This is a genomic window from Pseudoalteromonas sp. bablab_jr011 (genome assembly GCF_016464045.1).
Taxonomy (GTDB): Bacteria; Pseudomonadota; Gammaproteobacteria; order Enterobacterales; family Alteromonadaceae; genus Pseudoalteromonas; species Pseudoalteromonas lipolytica.
Genome location: NZ_JACDWU010000303.1, coordinates 1 through 21,732, shown reverse-complemented (window position 1 = coordinate 21,732; position 21,732 = coordinate 1). Strand labels below are relative to the sequence as shown.

The window sequence follows — 21,732 nt, the reverse complement described above, 5'->3', positions numbered from 1 at the left end:
GTTTCTTAGCAAGTACTGCGCCACTTATATTGCTATTTTAGTAACACAACACTCTTAATCTCTATATAAGCATAAAAAACAATCAATAGGCTATTTTTTGTTCTACCCTTGTTGGTAAAATAGACATTCCCTAACACCTTTACGCTTTGCTCTATAAACTAATAAGGCTCTATGCCATAATTCTGTTAACTAATAAATTTAATGGTAAGCGCACATACGCTTAGCAAGGTTTAATGCATGGCATATCAAGAACAACAGCAACCAACAATTTACTGGCATGATTATGAGATTAAAACACTAACCAACTGTTTTATAATGCCGCAATAAAAAATAAAAAACAATTTATACACATATTTATACACACCACCTTTTCTCTGTTTCATAATCCATTTACCTATTCTACTACTGGCTCCAGTGTACTTTTCAAGCTGCTCGCTGTTGATTTATGCTCTGTAAATTCTGCTTTTGTTATCGGAGGCCCTGCCCCCATACTCCCATGACCGTGAGTTTCTAAGCTTTGGTTTATGTCTTTTACCAGGCTTATTAAATCAAGGAGTACTTGAGCCACGTTTACTGAATTATTACCTAGCCACACTGTTGCGCCTTCTACCTTTGCTAGTTCTGTCGCTTTTGCATGCAGGGTTTTTAAGGTTTCTAAATTCATATTTTCGGTAGCATGGACGCTGAACTCTTTTAGTGTTTTTAAGTTCATGTTTTCGGTGGCTTCAATATCGACCTGTTTTTTACTACCGAGTAATAACCCTTCAAGTGCAACGATTAAGGCTTTTTCGCCGACCACTGTTTTTAATGCGCCCATGACTTCGGTGATTTGGTTCCCGTCTATTTTTATTGTGTCATGGCTAGTTATATTGGTGCTGCGTGCGTGGTAGTTTTGTTCGTTTTTGCGTGCTGTTGTTTTGCTCTTGTCACTGGTTTGGGTTATATCGCCATCTGTGGTTAAGTGCCAATTGCCGTCGCGGCCTTGTAGTTTGCTGCGGTTATTTTGTTGCAAGGTTACGTCGGTGCGCTTGTGCTCGGGCACAAGGCTTTGCCATGGCAATAAGCTGGTGATCACGGCATGACTGTTTAGGCCGTCGATATATTGTATTAAACAGTGCATGCCTGGCGCTGGTTCGTTTAATAATCCGTGATCTGACGCTTGGCCTGTGCCGAGTGTTACTTGCTGAAATACGGGCACGGCTAATGGCTCGCCTGTTAGCGGGTTTAATAGCTGTACGTCGGCTGCTTTTAACGACCTGAATGGGGTGCTGATGGCTGCGGCGTCACTTGGTAGGTCATATATTTTTTCAATGCGTGCCAATTGCGGCAGGTGTTTACGATCGCTCAACTCTGGAAAGTAGCGTTGTATTAGGCGTTTAATGGCTTGTTTGACCATCGTATGTGCATCCTGTCGTTGATTAGGGTTGTTTCGGTTATGTGCCGGCCGTTTATTTGTATGCCTGGTCTTAATTTTGGAATGGCTATTAGCTCGCCGGTGGTTGAGCTTTTGGCTGTTATTGTGTGCTCTGGAAAGTCGTTTATTGCTGCGAGTGGCCAGCGCGAGTCGTGCCAGCTGCCGACAAATATTTTGCCGTCCGGGCGTTGCTGAAATATAAAATCATTAATGCCCCATACTTTGCCTATTTGCCTTAGCGCTTCAATGCCTGTGCCGCTGTGATAAAAAGCGGGTGTGATTTTATTTAAATATTCGGCGTTTTCAGGTGTTACGAATTCAACACCCAGTTTTGTTAGTTCATCAAGAACCACTTTAATTGTTGGGTGGCGAACAGCCAGCGGCGCGGGAAAACTTAACGCGCCGAGCAATTCGCGGCAGGTTAAATACCAGCGGCCATTGGCTTGTTGTTTTGACTCTATGACGCCGAGAAAATACGGGATCATATTATCTAACGTATAGCCTAAATGCAGCTCAACCAATCCACTTGGTTCCTGCTCTGCGACTACTTCAAATTTTGCGCGGCCTGTGCTGGCTATGTCTAGCTGTACGGTTTTAGCTACTGTGCTAGTAACTGGCTGGCCTGCTATTTTTAAGGTGTTAGATAGGCGGGTGCTCATGGCCCTTCTACCTCGTTAAATTTGTTTTGCACATCGTCGTTACTAGTTGTTGCTTGTGGCTCGGCGTTGGTGCTGGCTTGTTCGTCTAGTTGCTGTTGCTCACGTTCTGAGACTGATTGCACCTCTACGAGTTTAAATGTTACTTGCCATGCGCGTTTTTCTTCAAGCTCGGTTGCTTTTACTTCACCGTCAAACTTTGCTTTACGAATTTTATACGCCTCGGCCAGTGCATTGGTAATTGTGTAAACAACACGGGCGCCGTTTTCGTCTAGCGCTTTTGCTTTGGCGATAAGGGCTGCTAGCTCGCTTTCATCCAGCATGGGTATTTTTGTTTTTACAGTTATTAAACCTGGCTTAACGCCTTGGTCACTACTAAGCGCAAAGCTACCAAACCCCGACATGTCACCACCGGCGAGTTTTACTGATGCATCAACACGGGTTTCAAAACCTGGTATGTTCCAGCCGTCTATTGCTAAGCTCATAACACCTCTTTCATTTGATTAAGCTCGCTCTGCTCACCAACAAATAAACAGAGTGCCCAGTAGCTATGATCACTGCCTTTGCTAGCAACTGAGTCGGCTAGCTGCTTTGCTGTGCCGGCTGTAATTAATTGCACATCTACCCCGCTACTTTGAGCGGTGAATTGTGCTTGATTTATCCGCTCGTCTCGGGCTGTTTTTAGCTCTGCTGCTTGGGTTAATGCATCGTCAATGGTGGTGATTAATTGCTTGCCACTATCATCAACCATCGCGAGTTCATCCGCTATTAGCTGCTCACGAATTGGTAATAGGTTTTGCAGGGTGTTTATTTGCCACTCTAAGCTTTGGCCGTCATACGTTGAGAGTTTGCTTTGCTCTAACGTGCTGTGACTTTTGGCGTATTGCGTGCAGGCTATAAACTCAGGAATTGGACAATATTCGTTTATCAATTCCAGCTTACTGGCAAGTGTTGCGGGATCGGTTGCACTCACTGATAACAATAAACCACCATAGCTTGTTGGTTTATCTGTGCGCGAATCGTCTTGAATGGCAGATGCAAGCAACTGCGCGCCCACTTGCATTGAGCAGGAGGCGGCAGTTTGATGGTAACAAAGCGCTAGGTTATGCATTTTCAGTCAGCGGGTAACGCGCTTTGATTTCGGCTACTTTGTCTTGCCACTTTTGCAGTGACTCGGGTGTGCCGTCGTATTGCGCTTCCATATACAAAGGGTCTGACTCGGCTTTGTATGCCGCTTGGCGCTTTTCAACATTTTGGCTTAGCTCAAATTGCTGCTGATTTAATACTGAGTCTATTTGTTCTTGGTCCATGCCTAAGTTTTGCATGTACTCAGCGCTTGTGTTGCTATGGCTTGCACCTTTGTAGATATATGTAAACATAAAAATACCTTTTAAATTTTTGGAAAGCGCGATATAAAATCGCGCCTACAAATGGTTCAAATTTCAATAATCAATTACGCAAAGAAAGCGGGACGAAAACCGATACTAATGGTCGCATCCGAACGGCCAAGGCTGAGGCTGAGCGCGCCCAAGCCAGCGTCCGAGCCATAGTTCCAGATGCCTCCACGTCGCGGGAATCGACTGCCATAATTTCGGCAGTAGATTGCACCAGGCACAGTAGAGGTTGATTCAGACTCAATAAGCAAGCGGCGTAAAATCTCGACTTTCTGATACGTTTCTGATTTTGTAATTGCTGCAAAATGGCTGTTTGTTAAATACGGATTGTCGTTACCATCTTCGCCGACTTGGCCGTTACGGTTTGTGATTGCGCTGTTAAGCACTGGAGATCCAGCGCTGCCGGCTCCTTCCGTGTTTGCGACTGGTGAATCAAAGTAAGCTGAATGCTTGATCCAGTTTTCTTCTACGATTTCTGGGTTGTTATCTAGCGTGGTGCTCACTTGTCCTTCGCTAAGCATCATTTGGCCTAGCCACTCCCACACGTTACCTACTAGGTCTTGAATGCCCCATTCTGTGTGGTCGTGCGACCATGTTGCAGGGCCTTTACCTGTGTCGGTTCTTGCAAGCCCTGACGCATCTCCTGGGATGCCATTATCGCTACGGCGCGCTGTCTCTAATTTTTTTTCGTGACTGCAGCCATTGTTAGTGTTGCCGCGCGGCACTGTGTCGTTAGCTAGTGACCATAGTGCAATTGCTGCCCATTCATGAATGCTCATCATATGCCACCCTGCACCTTTATTATTGCAAAGTGCTTTGGCGGTATCATAGTTCACTGATGTTTTCGGCTGGACACCACCAATTACGCTACAGCCGCCATTAGCGCCTGATGATGCTAGGTATTTTGCAATTAAGACCTCACCCATTTGCTCGCCGTTGCGTTGGAACATAGTAGGCGTGCCTGTGCCTAGCATTAAGTCAACGCCAAGACGATCAAGTATTGCTTGGTTGATATCTTCGTAATTAAAGCGCGGGATGCGTACCATGACATTTGGGTTTCCTTGCTCGTCAATAACTACCGTGTTGCGCCCGCCAGATGCGTCTTCGATTGCCTTGCGGTAACCGCTTGATGCAACGATTGCAAGTTGCGCCGAATTTGCTGCAACTTGCTGATCAAGTGCAGCTTTCTTGCTGTTGTAATCGCTATTTAGCGCGGCTGTTTTGGTATCGATTTCGGCAGCTTTGTTTTCTACCGCTGTGACGACACGGTCTGCCGCTGTTACGATTTCGTTGATTTGTTCAATGCTCATCATAGTTCCTTAGTAAATACTGTAAAATCTGACATTAAGAAAAAGTTACGCAACGTACGGTACATGTTGTTTACCTGCGCGGTTGCTGTGGTTAGTGATAGCGCGTTTAGCGCATCTATTTGCGGGCTGTAATCAAACATCCACGATTGTGCAGGGATGGTAATGCGAGCTAGTGCCGCAGCCGCTGCAAACTTGAGTACAAACGATCGGTTATGTACGTTATTCACGCCTTGGCGTTTACGCTGCAATGGTAAGTAATCGACGGCTAATAATGTGCCATCGTTTGTTACAAGACCAATCCAGTTGTAGTCAAAGTCGCCAATCTCTTGCTCTAGCACCACGGCCCATGCAACTGTGTTTGCGTCAACATAGCCAGACACATCAATATTTCTGCGATGCACAATTTGCAAATCACTAGGCATAGGCTCGTTTGGATTACGCTCTGCCTGCTCGTTTAGGTTTGGTATTTTTGCTAATACCAGCTCTTTTACGTCGAGCCCTTTGTTTTCTAGCACGCGGGTTGTTATGTAGTTTTTACCGGCGTTGGTCATAATGCCGGTGATGGCTTCGCTCATAGTATCTCCTTGGCGATACTGACACCGCCCTCTTTACTTAAAAATCCATAGTGATGATGTGCGGCAATAACATGCTGTACATCGGTGTTTATTGCTTGATGTGCGGTGTTACTCACTAAGTTATCGAGCCCTAAAAATTGATATAGCAACTCTGTAGGCAGTGTGTGCTTTACGTTGTGCGTTATTGCATGCATTGGCGCGTGGCTACTTTCGTTTTGTAAGTCAATAAAACCATGGCTGTATTGCTGCTGCGCTTTATTTTTCGCGGTTAAATGCAATGTGTGATCAATGTGGCAGCTATCCCACTGCACGTGCGTTAATCCTACACTTAGCGACACATCGGCTTTGTTATTCACGGTTAATTCGTAGCGGCGGCATGTTCGGCCATAGAGCTGTATTAGCTCTGGGAGTAAATCGGTATTGCCTGCGAGTGTTGAGTCGGTCATATGAATAGCGATAATGTCCCAGTCTCGGCCGTCGAGCCTTTCGCGTACATTGAGCACCTCTAACCCTAGGCGCTCAAAAATACTTTTAACGGATGCAACTTCACCGGCATCAATGGTATTCACCAATGCATGCTGTACGCGCTTACGGTATAGCTCGATTGGCTCATCATCTAAGCGATTTGTTAACCGCTCCCAAGCTAAAAAGCCTAGAACTGGCTCTTCGTTTTTCGACTCGTCTTTTTGGTTAACAGCCCACATAACATAGTCGCGTGATTGTTCCCAATAGCTGGTTGCCGCTTTTACCAGTTTTTCGGCGTAGCCTTTATTTAACCAGGTGGCGATTTCATTAGCCATTTGCCACCTCGTTAATGGTTAATGATGTAAGTACCGGTAGCCAGTTAGCAGCGGTTATGTCGTCAATATCAAACTTGATTGATTTAAGTTCGCTAAATTGCTCATGGCACTCTGTAATTAATTGGCTAATGCTGAATACCGTTTGATGCGCGACGCGTGTGAGTGCATACGCTGCATTTTGACGAAATGCGGCTTGTATAAACGTAGTTAAATCGCTTTGAATAGCAGGACTATTATCATGTAATTTATACGTTGCGGTAATATTAAACCCAGTGGTAGCCATGGCGTAGACCATAAAGTCATCCCCTAAGCCATGATGGCCTGCGGTGCGAATATGCTGATTAATGGCACTGAGTAATGCCGTTGGTACGGGGCCAACGTCTAGATAAATATAGGCATTTGCAGTACCTGGACCCCGTGGGGCGTTTACTTCAATAACAATGTTATCGATTGGAACTGCAAAGCTGGCAATAATTTGCTTGTATACCGCGTTAATATGCCAGCGCGCGGCGGTGCCAAATACATTGCGAATACGCAAACGATAATGCTCGGTGCTTTCATCGTCAGAACCTGGATTAATTAACCAATCGTGATGGTTTGTTACGGTGATCCCATCTTGTTCTTCTGTAAAATAACGATAAGCATGCGCGGGTAAGTTAAAAGCTGCGCCTGTTTCTGTAGCTTCAGCCTGTGCATACGCGGTGCTTTGGCCGTCGCTAAAATAAACATCTTGCAGCAATATAAGCGTGTACGCTGTATCGCCGAGCATATCAGTCACAACTTGCGTGCCGGCAACAACAGAGCTTTCTCCTTCGGTATTGAGTCGCGTAAACGTGAGTATGCCTTGTGCTTTTACGCCTGCTTGAATAAATACATTACGCCCGGGGCCGTGACGCTCAATGAGTGCAGTTCGGCTGGCGGTCATAATAAATAAGTCAGGCATTATCTGCGTCGCTATCCAGTTAAATAGCTGTACAACAGGCTTAGTGATCAGCGCTTCAACAGTTCGCCAGAACGGGCCAAACGGTGAGTTGTTAGCAACTTGGATATTTTGCTCTTTCAGCTGTGCTTGCCAATGCGTTTGCGCAGTTTGCTCATCCAGTGGCAACCCCGCTTTTTGCATCAGTGTTTTAAAGTCCACTCGTTATACCCCCGTATTGACGTGTTTGCGCGGTGATGCTTAATGTACCGTCGTCATTGCGGTACACGTTTATTGTGCCCGGCTTAATGCGATCGTCTTGCTCAGTGAGTAATTCAATCTCAGTTAAAATCGGCGCTATGCCGTTTTTATTACGCAGGCCAATAAGCTTTACCAATAAGCCACTTTCTAAAATTCGGTGCTTTATGTCTTGGCCTATTACATCGGATTTTTTTAATGTGCTTGGGCTTAACGAGTCGTTTAGAACAAAATCGTTATCTTGTATTTCTAAATCTATATGCAGCGCTATATCAAAATTCATTAGCCGGCTAACTCCATCATTTGCTCAAAGCTTTGCGCTAAGTCGTCAGATTTAAAGTTCACGGTTTCAATGTGCACGCTCTTACGGTTATCGCTGTCGCTTGAACTACTGCTGTTATGTGTATTGCTCGTTAGGTTTTGTAAAAACGCTGATTTTTGCACTTTGGCTTTATAACTATTGCTTTGCTGTTGTTGCTCAGTGCTTAGTTGATCAACTTTGTAAGCACTGGCATTGGCTACGTTGGTAATTGCCTGATCTGTTTTGACCACGGGCAATGGCTGTAATGGCGCTGCGCCTTGATTAACAAGGGAAAGTTGTACGTGTTTACTACTAGAAACAGGTGAATTGGCAGCGTTAGTAAAATTGTTAGCTGTGCTAACAACGGTATTTTGTAGCGCTGATTGCGGTGCGAACGGCGTTGATTGTGCAATATAACCAGCATAGTTATGTGTAGCTGAGCTGTTTTGTAATGCTGAGTTAATAGCGCTGTTATTTTTGTTGGCCGTTGTTGCACTAGTTGAGTTTGCGACACCGTTCGTAGCTGTGGTTACTGCGTTAGTTTGTGTCTTTGCTACAACTGAATTTATGGCACTGTTATTTAACGCGCTGGTTTGAGTAAGCGCGCTATTTGTTTGGTTTGTAGCAATACTGTTTTGTAATGTTGGGTTAATTACACTATTCATTGCTGTGCTTGTTGAATACACAGCATCGTTAACAGCCGAGTTAATAGCGCTGTTCTTGATGTTGCCCGTTGTTGCGCTCATTGATTTTGCGCCATCGTTCGCGGCTGTGGTTACTGCGTTGGTTTGTGCATTCGCTACAACTGAATTTATGGCACTGTTATTTAATGCGCTGGTTTGAGTAAACGCGCTATTTGTTTGGTTTGTAGCAATACTGTTTTGTAATGTTGGGTTAATTACACTATTCATTGCTGTGCTTGTTGAATACACAGCATCGCTAACAGCCGAGTAAATAGCGCTGTTATTGATGTTGGCCGTTTTAGCGCTTGTTGATTTTACGCTATCGTTCGTGGCTGTGGTTACTGGGTTGGAGTGTGCATTTGCTACAACTGAATCTACAGCACTGTTATTTAACGCGTTGATTTGTGTCAGCGCGTTATTTGTTTGCTCAATGGCATGACTACTTTGTAATGCTGAGTTAATAGCATTATTCGTTTGGCCTGCGTTTAACTGCGTTCGATTTGAATATGTAACATCATTCACTGCAGCATGGTTGGCGCTGACTTTGTTGCCTGGTACTTGCGCGGCTTTGTTGATCACGGCTTGGCCGTAGTCGCGGCTGAATGCTTGATCTGCATTTTGCATGACTAAATTGCTAGGCTGAGCACGGTTAATGTTTTCGTGTGTTGAGGTTGCCTCTGTTTTTATTTTTGCCTCTGTATCGTCAATCAGGCCGAGTTTTTCAAGCACCCATTTAACGCTATCAATTACCCCATTAAAGGCCGCTTTTACACTATCAAACACCGCCATTAATACTTTGCCCCAGGCGGTATTTTGAAACGCAGCGACTAAATCATCCCAGTAATAAATAAGCGCCCCAACGGCTGCGATGAGCGCAATAACACCTGCTACCACCCACGTAATTGGGTTTGCCCAAAGCGCCGCATTAAATAACCACGTAGCCGCTTGACCTGCGAGCATAACCGCTTTAAATGTGCCAATAGCAATGGCCGCCGCGCCCATCGTTGCAATGAGTGATAAAAAGCCCAGTACACGCAGTGCGATTAACGCCCCCTGCCATAGTTTTGTTAGAACGGTTAAACCACCGGTCAGTGCAGCAGTTGAAACGAGCGCCATTTTATACAGGCCCATCGTAAAAATAATGATGCCATGCACAGTGATCAACGCGACGATAACCACAACCAGCGTTGCGATCACGCTTGATAAAAATGGGAATCGCTCAGTCAGTGACACAATGCCCGCAAAGCCGGCGGCGAGCATTTCAACGAACGGCTCAACCACAGGCAATAAGCGGTTACCCATTGCGGTAGCCGCTGCATTAAATGAACCGCCTAAACGATCCCATGGGCTGGCAATGATGTTTGCCATCTCCAAGGCTTTGGAATTGTCTTGCACGTTTTCAAAAACAGTGATGCCGTCTTTTAATTTGTCTACCTTAGTACTGAGTACATCAACAGCTTTTGCACCTTGTTTACCAAATATTTGGGTAAGTACATCGCCTCGCGCTACAGAACCCAGTGAGGATAAGCGGTTATTAATACGCCCTAGCACCACATCAATCGCGAGCATGTCGCCGTTATCAGCGGTTAATTTTATGCCTAATGCATCTTGCGCTTTACCAATCCCTTGTAATAATGAAGCCGCTTGTGTACCAGCCACTGATCCTGATTTAGCAACCAGTTGCAGTTCGCCCACTAACGCGAATTGTTGAGCCGAGCTTAAGCCAATGTTTGTCGCGGTCGCCCCAAGGTTTGAAAACGCGGCTTGCATTTCTGCACCGGTGGTTTTGTATAGCTGTACGGCGGTGGCGGTTTGCCCTGCTATTTGGTTTACCCAATTCGCTTTGCCCATCTTATTAGCGGTTTTTTCAAAGATGCCATACATGGTTCCCATATAACTGGTGATGGTGGCCGCATCCGCTTTGGTCGCTACGGCTAATATGTTTGATGTTTTGGTGAACTCGGATAGCTCAAACCCATTTAAGCCGGCAATGGCTGATTGAATATCGTAAGCACTGCGAACAAACTCGGCAGAGTTACCACCAAATTGAAAACCAAACTTATAGGAGGTTTTAGTCAGTTGTTGCAAGGCGTCGTCAGTAACGCCCAGTGATTGCACTTCACCTAAAGCGGCAACGTGATCAATAGCGGGCGCAAGTGATTTTGCAAGGGCGTAACCACCACCGACGGCTGTGGCTGCGCCGCGCATCATTTGATCTTGGGCGGCGGCGGTTTGCTGGCTCAGCTGATTAATTTTAGCCATGACTTTATTAACCGGCCCAGTGACTTTGTCAATGATGCTGATTGAATAAGTAAGCTTGTCTAATTTGCTGAGTGTTGCCATTAATTACTCGCCGCCTAATGCTGTGCAAATGCCGTTATTTACGGCGGTTACAAAGTTTTCTTGCTGTGATGTTTCAAGGTAAAGCGCCTGTGCCAAGCTCTCGTCAGTTACTGGTAAATTGCCAAAATATTTAGCGTGGTATGCCAGTAACTGATCAAGCCTGCTTTTGCCTATTTGCTTGGCTCGGCTTTCGATTTTTTTACCGTAAAATTAAACTCGGGTTGATATTCTTCAACAATGGCACCCACTAAAAACAATGCGGCACCTGGTTGCTGTACCAGCTCTTTGAGCTTTTTAGCATCGGCTTCAACCACTGTGTTTAGCAAAAAGTTAGTTGCCGGCTGCACCTTGTTATTCGGCTGAGTCGAGTTAATGTATTTGTTATAGTCAGCGCCATTGACGTTAAATGTAATGTCGCCAACGGGGGTTTCTAATGTGATGTGTTTCTCAAACGCCATGATCAATACTCTCTTTAATATCTGCTTGCTCTAGCAGTGTGTAGGTAAAATAAGGGCCATACTTGGCTGCTGATTGCTCACACAAAGCAATAAATTCATCAAAGTCATTTGGGTTTGCAAACACCTGGCAACCGGCTGACCATCTATCAACTTGAGTTGATGTGACCTTGCTGTTAGCGCGGTGGCAATTAATGCCAAAGTAACCTTGTTGTAGTACTGCTTGGGGTGTGACATCCGTGTCTAGCTCGGTGTCGTGGTTGTTGTCACGAAGAACAACAACCGGTTTATGTTGTACAAGGGCACGGTATTTGCCTTGGTGATAACCCAATGTCCACAGGCTTTTATGCTGCCCTGCAATTAGCACGGCAGTACCATCTACATTCATTGGGTGGTTACGCCAGTAAATACCGGCATCAGTTGTGGCTTTGAACTGCTTTAACTGCCATTCGCTGTTTTGCTGATACAACACACAAATTGCATCGTTAAACGTGTTGGCGCGGGTGTTTGCATGGCGAATACCTATAATGTTTAGGTTTAATTCACCCTCAAATACTTTATGCCCACATGCTTGCAGGGTGCTTAGTAATGTTGTGGCAGTCAGTGTGCGAATGGCTTTAGTCATTACAGATCTCTCACTTCATCAGCGGTTAGATAAGACACGCCGTTAATTTTTACAAAATCAGGGCTGGTGATCGGACACTTGATTGTTGTGGTGTCTTCTTCGCCGCCATCGGCTTTAATGTTTAAAATCTCGTCTAGCTGCGGCAAGCAACCAAACGCTTCAACGTTCTTTTTACCGGCGGCTACTTCTGCATTAAATGCCACATCAAACGGTTCAATGCCTTTCCAGCTGCCTGCTTTTTCGGCTTGCGCTTGCACTAATAACCAGTTTTCGTGATCGAGTTTTAGCGTTACTTCGCCTTCAACGTCGCCATCAATAAATCCTTTTGGAATACCACGCACTTTTTTAACGGTGCGCCCATCCGTAATTTTGCAAGTAGCTTCCATAACGTGAACCATCGAGCCCCCGATAAAAATATCGAAGTCTTTACCGCCTAATACCTTTTGCATGTTCGCGCTCCTACTCTGCGTTATCTAACATGATCCCAACAATAATGGTGCTGGGTGAATCGATTGGCTTAACCTTAAGCACAACTTGCAACGTGGTCGCATCCATAAATGTGAGGTTAATACTGTCGTCTTTTGGGGCGTCAATTAAACCGGGGAATTTGTCGGCGCCGATGTTGACTGATCGCGCCATATCACGCAGTGGTTTACCCATAATGCGTTTACCAAATTCAATACCGGTGCTGCTATTGTTTAAGCGGCGGTTTTTAACGTTTTGAATACCGATGTTGCGAACGGCACGCGCGGCTTTATCGACAATGCGGCCTATTTCAATTTTTTGAAAATCACCGCCTTCAGCATCCAGCATGTTTACGTCGCCAAAATACACGCCGTCAAAATCAGGGTAAAATTGCGTACAACTAAAACGCTGTGCATCCAGTGCCGCAGTGGTTGAATTAGTAAGCGGTTTGCCTGCTGCATCAGTTGGGTGTGGCATAAGTGACAATGCCCCAGTGAGTACACGCATTGGGCTATCAGCAATCGTGACTGAGCTTTTACATAAACGCCCTGTTACGCCGCCGAGTTCATCACCAAATAAAAGCGGGATCACTGCAACGCGTTCGCCTACTACACCATCAGTTAATGGCTGCAATGCAGTGACTAAATCTGACCAATTTTGCTCAGGCGTTAAACCTGGTGCCGCTAATAAAAAGCGCACGTAACGCGATTGGCCTGACAGGATTTCAAGCGCTTTTGCTTGGTAGCTTTCAATTTCGGCTTTACCAGTGACGGGCGTACAAATAACAATGATTTCAGGACTGATGTCTTGATCCATTGCTTCATCAATTAAGCCCATTACATCATCACCGGCGCCATGCGGGATGGCATAACCACTGACTAGGTCGTCGCCGTTGCGTTGCCATGCTTTTACTTGGGTTTTTAATGGTGAGTCGGCAGCGCCAAACAAATCATCAAAATCACTTTGTGCGTTGATTGGTAAAATGCTGCCATTACTTTCGGGCGCTTGGCCTAAAAATAATACGCTGCGCTCTACTTGTTTTGTAGCGCCACTGCCTGTTTGAATGGCGGCAACGGATACTTTACCTTGTGCCATGGTCGTTCCTTTTTTGCTTGCGCTACGCCACTTGCATAGCTTTGTTTAAAATAAAACTGTGTTGCTGTTTTTGCTCTGCAACGGTTTGCCCTAAAAAAGAGCGGGCAGGCAAATCAATTTGCCATGAGCTCTTGCCTGAGCTGCCCTTTAAATCACGCAGTAAAAACCCTGCTTGGTTAATACTTAAATGCTCAGTTATCCATTTAATGCTTGGGCGTTTACTGCCCTTGCCTTTGCCGCGTGGAATTGTGTAACCCTCGGCTATTAGTGCCCGGGCTAAATTACGCGTGGCTGGCCCTTCTTTATTCTGTGCGGCTAGACCTTTGGGTTTGCCTGCATCTAGGCTTACGCCCTCTTGATGAGCGCGAGCAATTTTGCCGCTGTTACCCCCGGTAAAATAAACTCCTGCGCTATTGGCGCCGTAACGTACTTTCATGTTGCGCTTTAGCTTGGTGAGCATTTTCTTTTTTTTGCCGTTGGCTCTGCCTTGCCATGTTTTACCTACCAGATCACGCTGCCCAGTAGTGCGCTCTTTACTGCTTTTGTTTGCTGCACGTATTGCACTGCGTAATATGTTGCGGCGTTTATTGGGCTTAAGCTGTAAAAACGCTAATTGTTCTTTACTGCGCCCTTCGTCAAATTTGACGTTAAGCACTGCTTACTTGACCCTCAAGTGTGAACGCTTCAGCTATCCATAGACTTTGCTCACCAAAGTCGTAACGGTTGCCGTTTAATTCAAATGGGCCGTTGGGTGTGTGTATTAGCTCTATGTCTTCACAAAGCTGGGCAATCGTTAGCTCTACTTCGTTGCTGTTGTCGTCGTTTACGTCAGCGCTAAATTCAATATCGGTGCTGTCATAACGCCCACCATTGTTTTGCAACCAAAACGAGGCAAAGGCACAAATGAGCTCAGCCGGTGCAAAGCATGGGTTGATACTGATCACCCCTGAGTAATAAAACCGCGCGGCTAATACGCCATTGCCGTTAATGGTTTTGCTGCTTGGCTCTATGCGCCCGCCTTCTATCCAGCTATCAAACTGGGTATCGAGCGCAAGCTTATGCCCTTGATATTCGGCGCTGGCTAAATGCTGTTTAAGCGTTGCTATTTTGCTCTGGCTCATAACAGCGCTACCGATAAGTTAGGGCTCAGTGCTTGCAGTAAACGCATGGCGTTTAGGCTTTCGCGTTGCCAATGATCATAATTATCAATGGCCGTTTGGCTTTGTGCTGTTGCGCTGTCACGGTGCGTACTGCCTAGTTTTGATACCAGTAAATGCGCCTTAGCTTTGCTATACACCGCATCGTGATAAAACATGACTTGTTGCGCGTTCAGTGGTTCGCCATTAGTAAGCTGAACATCTTCTAATTCTTGATTAATTTCACCCTGTGCACGCTTTAGCTTTTCAACAAGCAGCTCACTTTTGCTGGCGTAGTCTTGAGCAACTGCGTAGTGCTCAATAAAATACGCGGTGCTCAGTGCTGGGTAATAGCCATTACCTTGCACATCAACATTGATGCTTTGTAAATCTGCTTGTGGCATACCGCTTAAGTTCATATTGCACCTGTAAAACACACGTTAAATTGGGTGTGGGCGCCACTTAGTCACAGGGCGTCAAACAACGAATGCTGACGAAGTGCTAAGTTGCCCACCGGCGTTGGAGCTGTTATTCGCTAACGATCCCTTTTAACTGTTTCGTTAGCTTATCGACTAAACCTTTAACCCCTGCTTTGTCGTTAATCGCTTGGGCGTGCTCTGCAAATAACAGTGCATTACCATAGTTGTGCTGGGCTGCATCAACCTTGGCAGCAATGGCGTACAATTTACCGCCCACTACTTCAAGGCCGTTCCAATCTTGATTTTTTACGGTATTGATCAGGCCGCGCAGTACGTAGCTAATATCAAATAATCCTTGCTGCTTTGATTCTGTTAGGTAGTAATTTGCATCGTCATAGAGTTGGTCGATAACGAACGTAGGCCAATGCTTGGTATTAAATACCGTTGGCAGTGGTTGCTTTTGCTCAACCATAAATGGCAATAATTCCAGTACTGCATCCCAGCGTTTAAGATCAACCAACCAAATAAACACCCATGCTAAAACCGTGTTCGGGTGACACTGGCCGCTGAGTCGATATTGATTGATGTAACCTAGATAATCTTGGCGCTCTAACGCTTCTGATTTGTATGTCGCTTTATCTGCAATATCTGTAAATGTTTTTAGTTGAGCTAAGTCAGATTCGATGGCCGCTGCATAAAGCTGGTACTCAGTTTGCGTAGTGATAGTGGTTGGCGCATGGGTGTTCGTGGCTGTTGCCGCGACCGTTGGCGCTTTTTTGTCAGTGCTTGTTGGTACGCTGCTTGCTGCTTTGGCTAATGATTTTTTGACTAAGCTCATTTAAAAACACTCTTTAATTTGGTGAAAAAAAGCCGCCCCGAAATAAGGGATATAGGGCGGCTAACTGCTGCTAAATAATCAGGCTGCTATGCCCACGCGTCGCCGGCGGCATTTGGTAACTTGATGCTGGTAGACTCGAAGTACATGACTTTTTCAAGGTCTTCGATGTAGTAGCAATCGTTGCGTGATAGGTAGTCCTCAACGCGCTTTTTCTTGGCGTTGTTTTCTACACTGGTACGCGTTGAGCCCGTTTGTACGTAGTGACTTAAGTTGTCAAAACTGGTTACTAAAATGCCGCGAGCGGGGAAAAACGGGATTTTGTAAGTCATCAAACCGCCATAGGTATCAATCACCTGTTGCAATTCAATCTTGGTTTTTTCGCTTGGGGTATGGGCTTGTTTGGCATACAGCTTATTTTTGTCGTGCGCTAATAACTCGTCGCCAATAATAGCTACCATGTTTGCACGCTTATGCTCAGGAATACCTTGCAATGCGTCGTGCACCGCTTGGTCTAAGTTTTCGTAATCGCCACCGGCACCAATGCGAATTTCGCCAGCGGTTGCACCTTCACTAATTGCACGCTCTGGAGCATCGCGGCGGATCAACTGCAACCAACCAATGTTTACATCGTTCATCATTGGGTAGGCTGTAATGTCGGTTGTATCGGCTACGTGTGTACCATTCCAACCAATTTTAATAATGTCGAGTGCGATTGCTTGGCGAACGTGGTTACGATAGCGATTATGAAAATCAGGGAACTTAGACCACTGATCCATTTTTACCCATGTGATATGAATGTCACATTCAACCGGGTAACAACGGTATTCACGCTTAGCGAGCTTTGATACGTCGCGGGTTTTACGCTCTTTGGTGTCGTCGGTTTCTACGCCTGCGCGGCCTGTGATGCCACCGTCAACACTCATGATCACTGACTGACCAACAAGGTCGTCAACTGGTGCGGTGTTGATCATCTGTAAAAATTCAGCTGACTCATAAACGGCGTCATATAAACGCTGCTCAACTGTAGGCTCTACATTAAATTGCTCGCTCATTGAGGTAACACCGTAGTTAACGGCCATGCCTGCCATAATGGCGACGAATAAATCTCTTGTTCTTGTCTTCATCTGCTTTCCTGCGTGTTGCTAAGTAATGTTAAGGTGATTCACTTACAGCAATTGGCTGTATTTGCCTTCTTCGCCTTCGTGTTCGTCGTCGGCGTCGGTCGTACCACCCGCAGGTGCTTTTAATACTTTTTCAAACTTATCGGTTAGCTCAGTAAGCAGCTGCTTAGTTGAAGATAATTCCTCTTTAACTTGGCTTAGCTCTGTGCTTTGTTCGCCTTCTGGCGGCGCTTCTTCGTCTTCCACTTTGTTGGTTGAAAACGAATCAAGCTTTGTGGCAAGCCCATCTAGCTTTTGGCCAAATTCACTAAGCGGTGTGCCGAGTGCATCTTTTAATGCATTGGCTAATTGTGTTTCGTTCATGTCGGGATCTTCCTTTGCGAATAGTCGTTTAAAAAAGGGTTTTTTAGGTGATGTGTCGATTGGCTCACATGACCCTAAATCAACGGTTAATAAGGCGACGTCCTTGTCGTCTGGTTTACTCTTACTACTGAAATGGATTCGGTCTGTGTAGCAGCTTGCTGGGTAGTCGGTCACTGCTAAGCCTGTTAGGTAGGTTTTGCCAGAGCCCATAAAATCAAGGCTAATTTCGATACTAAAGTAAACCGCTTGGTCTGCTTTGTTCAGCTCAACAAACCCTTGATTGGGGGCAAGTACGGCGTATAAACACACAACGCCTTCTTCGTTTTCATAGGCTTCAACGCTTACTACATCGCCCAACATGCCGGGTATATCCACGTTATGCAGGTTTTTAGCGGCCCAGCCTGACCAATTAAATTCGTGATCAATATTAATGCGGGCGCCGTATTTGCGTGGGTTGTAGGTTTCTACTATGTCGGCTACGTCTTGCTCTGATATTTCACGGCCATCAACGGTCATGCCAACGGCAGCGATTGATAGCGGTTTTGTACGTAGTTGACCTGGCATAAACAACCCTTTTTAAATATGTGCAAATTAAGCGTATTGCTTTAAAGTAGTTGCAGTTTGCACCCTCTTTTTATTCCTTTCCAACGGTTTAACCTTTTGAAATTCCTATATTAAGCTTTTAGGAATGACTAGGTTTTTGACTGACAGATTAAGCGCTTTATAACGAATACACTGCCGCTATGGATTAATAAAAGCGGTGCAATATGAAGGCGAACTACGGACCAGAGATACGCAAAAAAGCACAAGACTTGTATGTTGTTGAAGGCTATACGGTGGATGAAATAGCCGAGCTTGACGATATGCCAAGTGCGCGTAGCGTTCGCCGCTGGTCTGAAGCTGGTAAGTGGGAGGATATGTGCCCAAGCTATAATGCCGAAATGGCGTATAGCAAACGCATAAATGTACTGGCCGATAAAGACAATAAAACCGATGCCGACTATAAAGAGTTAGATTTTTGCACGCGCCAGTTGTGCGCGCTTAATAAAAGCAAACTGGCACCCGCTCCTAAACAACGCGCAAGTAATGACGACCCCGCCAACAATAATAGCGGCGGCAGTCATAACAGTAATGATAAAAAATCGAAGAAGAAAAAGAAGAACGATTGCTCAGGCATTACCATTGAAATGCTCAACGCGCTTAAAGACAAACTACTTTACCCGCACCAAAAACATTGGTTTGATAACCAAGACCACCGCGCCCGCTTTATATTAAAACCCCGCCAAATTGGCGCTACATTCTACTTTGCATTTGAGGCGTTTTACGATGCTGTGGTGAATGGCCGCAATAAAATATTTATATCCGCGAGCCGCGACCAAGCCGAAGTATTTAAAGCCAATATTGTAGCGCTGTGCCGTGAGCATTTTAATATTGAATTAACCGGCTCGCCGATGGTGCTTAATTTAGCCGGCGGAAAAACGGTTAAGCTGATATTTAAGTCAACCAATGCACGAACTGCGCAATCTGAGTCAGGCGACTTATATATAGATGAAGTGTTTTGGATACCTAAATACAAAACGTTACGCGGCCTTGCACAAGCCATGGCCACGCATAAGCATTTACGTATTACCTACTTTAGTACACCAAGTGTTACCAGCCACGAAGCGTATGATCACTGGAATGGTAAATGGTTTCGTAAAACCAAAGCCTGTAACGATCCTGAATTTGCCATTGATGTTAGCCATAAAAACTTAAAGCATGGCCTGCTGTGTGACGACGGCATTTGGCGCCAAATGCTCACTGTGCACGATGTGGTGAATTCAGGCTTTGACCGCATTGATATTGGCGTACTTGAAAACGAATACTCGCTAGATGAGTTTAATAACTTGTTTATGTGTAAGTTTATTGATGATGCACACAGCGCGTTTAACTTAAAACAATTAATGAACTGTGTAGGCGATTCAACCAAATGGACTGACTTTGATTTAGACGATGAGCGCCCCTATGGTTTAAAACCTGTCGTTATTGGGTTTGACCCTGCCCGCTTTGGCGATAAAGCCAGTGTTGCCGTACTCAGTGCCCCCATGAAACCCGGCGAAAAATTCCGCCTTCTTGAAGCACTTGATTTAAGCGGTAATGACTTTGAAGCCATGGCGAACGAAATAAAGCTCCTCATCGAAAAATACAACGTGGTACATATTGGCGTAGATACCACAGGCATTGGTTACGGCGTGTGGGAACTTATCACTAAGTTTTACCCTAATGCAGAGCCTATCCATTACAACCCGATTATTAAAAACCGCATGGTGATCAAGGCAATCAACGTTATTCAAAACCGCCGTTTTGAGTTTGACCAGGACGCGGTAAATATTGCCAGCTCGTTTATTAATATTCGCCGCAAAGTGGTTGGCGATCAAATTACCTATGCCACAAACCGCACCGCCACCACAGGCCATGCCGATATTGCATGGGCAATTATGCACGCCATGTTATTTGAACCACTCGACGGCAACGCCCTTAACCGTCAAACCTCTGTAGGAATTGCAGCTTAATGACCAAACCACGATTACAAGTAAGTAACGGCCAAGTGCCTAACTACAATCAACGTACCGCAATGACCGATTCATTTAGCTTTGGTGATCCTGAGCCATGTTTAGACAACCGGCTGACTGATTACGTTGGTGTATTTAGTGACAGTAACGGCATTTATGCACCGCCCATTAGTTTGCAAGGTTTAGTAAAGCTTCTGCGCGTTAATGCCCAGCATGGGCCAATACTCTACTTTAAGCGCAACATGATCTTAAAGTGGTATAAGCCTAACCCGTTATTGAGCCATCAAGCCCTTAGCAAGTTTGCCTTTGATTTACTGTGGAGCGGCAACGCCTATTTACAGATTATTAAAAACGCATTTGGGCAAGTCATTAAACTGCGCCATTTACCCGCCCTCACTATGCGTTATACCGATACGCGCGGTGTGTATGCGCAATTAAGTAACCGCAGCCACGAGCCTATTTATTTTAATGCCGGTGAAGTTATACACGTAAAAGAGTATGACCCTGCCCAAGGCATTTATGGCATACCGCAATATTACGGTGGTATTCAATCAGCTTTACTCAATGAAGATGCCACGCTATTTCGCCGCCGCTATTACAAGAACGGCGCGCACATGGGGTTTATATTTTCAATGGCCGACCCGTTCATGAGCCTAGAAGATGAAAACGCACTTAAAAAAGCCATTCAAGACAGTAAAGCAGCGGGCAACTTTAGGAGTTTATTTTTAAACTTTAGGGGGCAAAAAGCCGATGCTGAAAAGTCGTTAAAAATAACCCCTGTGGGCGACATATCAACCAAAGACGAATTTGAGCGTATTAAGAAAATTACCCTTAACGACATGCTCAGCATGCACCGTGCTCAAGAAGCACTGAGCGGCCAATCATCTGGCGACAGCCCCGGCTTTGGTGATTTAGACAAAATCACCCGCGCCTATTACAACAACGAAGTTGTGCCCCTGCAGCAAGATGTTTTAGGGATCAACAATTACTTGCCTACTGCACAGCATATTGATTTTAAAGAGCCTGAGTATTCAGACCTAAACCCAACACCTAAGGAAAGCGCATGAGCTGGATTGATGTTATCGAATTTATAAAACAATGGGGGCGATTACTTATGTTGAGTTTTTTAGCTGCCGCAATCCAAATGTATTTGAGCAAACGGCAGTTTACGTTTTTTCATTATTTTATGAGTGTGCTCATTGCCATATTTGCAGCCTACCTATCAGCCATGTTTTGTGAATGGCGCGGGTTTGATGAAAACCTAAAAACAGGCGTGATTGGGGTAACCGCCTACGCGGCCCCGCACTTGCTTGAAGGGTTCGACAAACTAATAAAAGCATTTAGTAAAGACCCAAAAGCGTTTATTAAATTGATCAGAGGGATAAAATAATGGGATGGTTAAAAACACTGGTTCCATTCATCACAGACCCAATAGCCGATTTAACCGGCGGCTATGTTGAGCGTAAACGCATCGCGGCAGAAATGGCCGCCGATGTAGCACGTGCTGAGAACAACTTTAAAATTGCTCAGTTCAATGCTAAAGCAAAACGCTGCATGCAAGCCGAGCAAAACGACGCGGACTATGACTTGCTTGTGCTGAAGAACCGCGACAAAACAATGATGGATGAAGTGATCATTCTATTCTTTTTGGGGTTGTTTGTGTGCCATTTTATACCTGACATGCAACCGTATATGCAAAAAGGCTGGCAAGCCATGGGCTATAACGGCGCGCCCTGGTACTTTGAATTTGTGATTGTTGGTATTGCCGTTTCAACTCTTGGGTTAATGCGATTGTTTAGGGCATTTTGGGGGAGCAAGAACAAAGGTAATAAAAGCGCTAGTTAGGAGCTAGCGCTTTGTTTTTATAAATTGTCTCGTCCTGAAATGTGTTTACACATTTAGGACTTATTATGACCAAGTCAAATAATACACCGATCAAACGAACACAACGAGATTATTCATTAGGCTTTAAATTACAAGTTGTCGACGCTGTAGAAAAAGGCGATATGA

General features: G+C 45.2%; 27 protein-coding genes. 5 read left to right on the top strand and 22 right to left on the bottom strand.

Features of this window, described 5'->3' with window-relative positions:
- Positions 1 to 394: 394 nt before the first annotated feature.
- The 22 genes from JIG41_RS19035 to JIG41_RS18935 form a co-directional block, all read right to left on the bottom strand.
- The gene (locus tag JIG41_RS19035) at positions 395 to 1,396 is read right to left on the bottom strand and encodes a hypothetical protein (protein ID WP_199525284.1); all 1,002 of its coding nucleotides are present in this window, start codon (positions 1,394 to 1,396) and stop codon (positions 395 to 397) included.
- Positions 1,369 to 2,073, bottom strand: a complete 705-nt coding sequence (locus tag JIG41_RS19030) for a hypothetical protein (RefSeq protein WP_199525283.1) — start codon at positions 2,071 to 2,073, stop codon at positions 1,369 to 1,371. Before JIG41_RS19030 ends, JIG41_RS19035 begins: the two co-directional genes overlap by 28 nt.
- On the bottom strand, positions 2,070 to 2,555 hold the full coding sequence (locus JIG41_RS19025; RefSeq protein ID WP_199525282.1) for a hypothetical protein: 486 nt from the start codon (positions 2,553 to 2,555) through the stop codon (positions 2,070 to 2,072). The genes JIG41_RS19030 and JIG41_RS19025 overlap by 4 nt, the downstream gene beginning before the upstream one ends.
- Positions 2,552 to 3,181: a hypothetical protein gene (locus tag JIG41_RS19020; RefSeq protein ID WP_199525281.1), complete on the bottom strand. Its 630-nt coding sequence runs from the start codon at positions 3,179 to 3,181 to the stop codon at positions 2,552 to 2,554. Before JIG41_RS19020 ends, JIG41_RS19025 begins: the two co-directional genes overlap by 4 nt.
- Positions 3,174 to 3,449, bottom strand: a complete 276-nt coding sequence (locus JIG41_RS19015) for a hypothetical protein (protein WP_199525280.1) — start codon at positions 3,447 to 3,449, stop codon at positions 3,174 to 3,176. The genes JIG41_RS19020 and JIG41_RS19015 overlap by 8 nt, the downstream gene beginning before the upstream one ends.
- A 74-nt stretch (positions 3,450 to 3,523) precedes the next feature.
- Positions 3,524 to 4,774, bottom strand: coding sequence for an SUMF1/EgtB/PvdO family nonheme iron enzyme (locus JIG41_RS19010; RefSeq protein WP_199525279.1), 1,251 nt, complete (start codon positions 4,772 to 4,774; stop codon positions 3,524 to 3,526).
- The gene (locus JIG41_RS19005; protein ID WP_199525278.1) at positions 4,774 to 5,349 is read right to left on the bottom strand and encodes a phage tail protein; all 576 of its coding nucleotides are present in this window, start codon (positions 5,347 to 5,349) and stop codon (positions 4,774 to 4,776) included. Before JIG41_RS19005 ends, JIG41_RS19010 begins: the two co-directional genes overlap by 1 nt.
- A complete protein-coding gene (locus tag JIG41_RS19000; protein ID WP_199525277.1) occupies positions 5,346 to 6,149 on the bottom strand; it encodes a hypothetical protein in 804 nt (267 codons plus the stop codon). The genes JIG41_RS19005 and JIG41_RS19000 overlap by 4 nt, the downstream gene beginning before the upstream one ends.
- Positions 6,142 to 7,290 (bottom strand): baseplate J/gp47 family protein, encoded by a 1,149-nt coding sequence (locus JIG41_RS18995; RefSeq protein ID WP_199525276.1) that lies wholly within the window; start codon positions 7,288 to 7,290, stop codon positions 6,142 to 6,144. Before JIG41_RS18995 ends, JIG41_RS19000 begins: the two co-directional genes overlap by 8 nt.
- Entirely contained in the window at positions 7,280 to 7,609 is a 330-nt protein-coding gene (locus JIG41_RS18990) for a DUF2590 family protein (RefSeq protein ID WP_199525275.1), read from the bottom strand. Before JIG41_RS18990 ends, JIG41_RS18995 begins: the two co-directional genes overlap by 11 nt.
- A complete protein-coding gene (locus JIG41_RS18985; RefSeq protein WP_199525274.1) occupies positions 7,609 to 10,653 on the bottom strand; it encodes a phage tail tape measure protein in 3,045 nt (1,014 codons plus the stop codon). The genes JIG41_RS18990 and JIG41_RS18985 overlap by 1 nt, the downstream gene beginning before the upstream one ends.
- A gap of 3 nt (positions 10,654 to 10,656) precedes the next feature.
- Positions 10,657 to 10,800 carry a DUF6890 family protein gene (locus JIG41_RS23335; RefSeq protein ID WP_409076818.1) on the bottom strand — a complete coding sequence of 48 codons (144 nt, stop codon included), beginning with the start codon at positions 10,798 to 10,800 and terminating at the stop codon, positions 10,657 to 10,659.
- A gap of 23 nt (positions 10,801 to 10,823) precedes the next feature.
- Positions 10,824 to 11,111 (bottom strand): putative phage tail assembly chaperone, encoded by a 288-nt coding sequence (locus JIG41_RS18980; protein WP_064436107.1) that lies wholly within the window; start codon positions 11,109 to 11,111, stop codon positions 10,824 to 10,826.
- The gene (locus JIG41_RS18975; protein ID WP_199525273.1) at positions 11,101 to 11,733 is read right to left on the bottom strand and encodes a hypothetical protein; all 633 of its coding nucleotides are present in this window, start codon (positions 11,731 to 11,733) and stop codon (positions 11,101 to 11,103) included. The genes JIG41_RS18980 and JIG41_RS18975 overlap by 11 nt, the downstream gene beginning before the upstream one ends.
- Complete coding sequence (locus JIG41_RS18970) at positions 11,733 to 12,182, bottom strand: phage protein (protein WP_199525272.1); 450 nt, start codon at positions 12,180 to 12,182, stop codon at positions 11,733 to 11,735. The genes JIG41_RS18975 and JIG41_RS18970 overlap by 1 nt, the downstream gene beginning before the upstream one ends.
- A 10-nt stretch (positions 12,183 to 12,192) precedes the next feature.
- Positions 12,193 to 13,293 (bottom strand): DUF2586 domain-containing protein, encoded by a 1,101-nt coding sequence (locus JIG41_RS18965; protein ID WP_199525271.1) that lies wholly within the window; start codon positions 13,291 to 13,293, stop codon positions 12,193 to 12,195.
- A gap of 22 nt (positions 13,294 to 13,315) precedes the next feature.
- Positions 13,316 to 13,948 carry a phage virion morphogenesis protein gene (locus tag JIG41_RS18960; RefSeq protein WP_199525270.1) on the bottom strand — a complete coding sequence of 211 codons (633 nt, stop codon included), beginning with the start codon at positions 13,946 to 13,948 and terminating at the stop codon, positions 13,316 to 13,318.
- Positions 13,941 to 14,414, bottom strand: coding sequence for a phage tail protein (locus JIG41_RS18955; protein ID WP_199525269.1), 474 nt, complete (start codon positions 14,412 to 14,414; stop codon positions 13,941 to 13,943). Before JIG41_RS18955 ends, JIG41_RS18960 begins: the two co-directional genes overlap by 8 nt.
- On the bottom strand, positions 14,411 to 14,848 hold the full coding sequence (locus JIG41_RS18950; RefSeq protein ID WP_199525268.1) for a head completion/stabilization protein: 438 nt from the start codon (positions 14,846 to 14,848) through the stop codon (positions 14,411 to 14,413). The genes JIG41_RS18955 and JIG41_RS18950 overlap by 4 nt, the downstream gene beginning before the upstream one ends.
- A 109-nt stretch (positions 14,849 to 14,957) precedes the next feature.
- Positions 14,958 to 15,686, bottom strand: coding sequence for a phage terminase small subunit (gpM, locus tag JIG41_RS18945; protein ID WP_199525267.1), 729 nt, complete (start codon positions 15,684 to 15,686; stop codon positions 14,958 to 14,960).
- Positions 15,687 to 15,772: 86 nt separating this feature from the next.
- Complete coding sequence (locus JIG41_RS18940; protein ID WP_199525266.1) at positions 15,773 to 16,810, bottom strand: phage major capsid protein, P2 family; 1,038 nt, start codon at positions 16,808 to 16,810, stop codon at positions 15,773 to 15,775.
- A gap of 42 nt (positions 16,811 to 16,852) precedes the next feature.
- Complete coding sequence (locus tag JIG41_RS18935; protein ID WP_199525265.1) at positions 16,853 to 17,734, bottom strand: GPO family capsid scaffolding protein; 882 nt, start codon at positions 17,732 to 17,734, stop codon at positions 16,853 to 16,855.
- Positions 17,735 to 17,937: 203 nt separating this feature from the next.
- On the opposite strand from JIG41_RS18935, the gene JIG41_RS18930 reads away from it, so the two are divergent.
- The 5 genes from JIG41_RS18930 to JIG41_RS18910 form a co-directional block, all read left to right on the top strand.
- The gene (locus JIG41_RS18930; protein WP_199525264.1) at positions 17,938 to 19,722 is read left to right on the top strand and encodes a terminase large subunit domain-containing protein; all 1,785 of its coding nucleotides are present in this window, start codon (positions 17,938 to 17,940) and stop codon (positions 19,720 to 19,722) included.
- Complete coding sequence (locus JIG41_RS18925) at positions 19,722 to 20,789, top strand: phage portal protein (RefSeq protein ID WP_199525263.1); 1,068 nt, start codon at positions 19,722 to 19,724, stop codon at positions 20,787 to 20,789. The genes JIG41_RS18930 and JIG41_RS18925 overlap by 1 nt, the downstream gene beginning before the upstream one ends.
- Entirely contained in the window at positions 20,786 to 21,112 is a 327-nt protein-coding gene (locus tag JIG41_RS18920; protein WP_064435750.1) for a phage holin family protein, read from the top strand. The genes JIG41_RS18925 and JIG41_RS18920 overlap by 4 nt, the downstream gene beginning before the upstream one ends.
- Entirely contained in the window at positions 21,112 to 21,567 is a 456-nt protein-coding gene (locus tag JIG41_RS18915; RefSeq protein WP_199525262.1) for a hypothetical protein, read from the top strand. The genes JIG41_RS18920 and JIG41_RS18915 overlap by 1 nt, the downstream gene beginning before the upstream one ends.
- Positions 21,568 to 21,632: 65 nt before the next feature.
- The coding region (locus tag JIG41_RS18910) for a valyl-tRNA synthetase (protein ID WP_199524622.1) at positions 21,633 to 21,732 on the top strand (100 nt) is incomplete at its 3' end.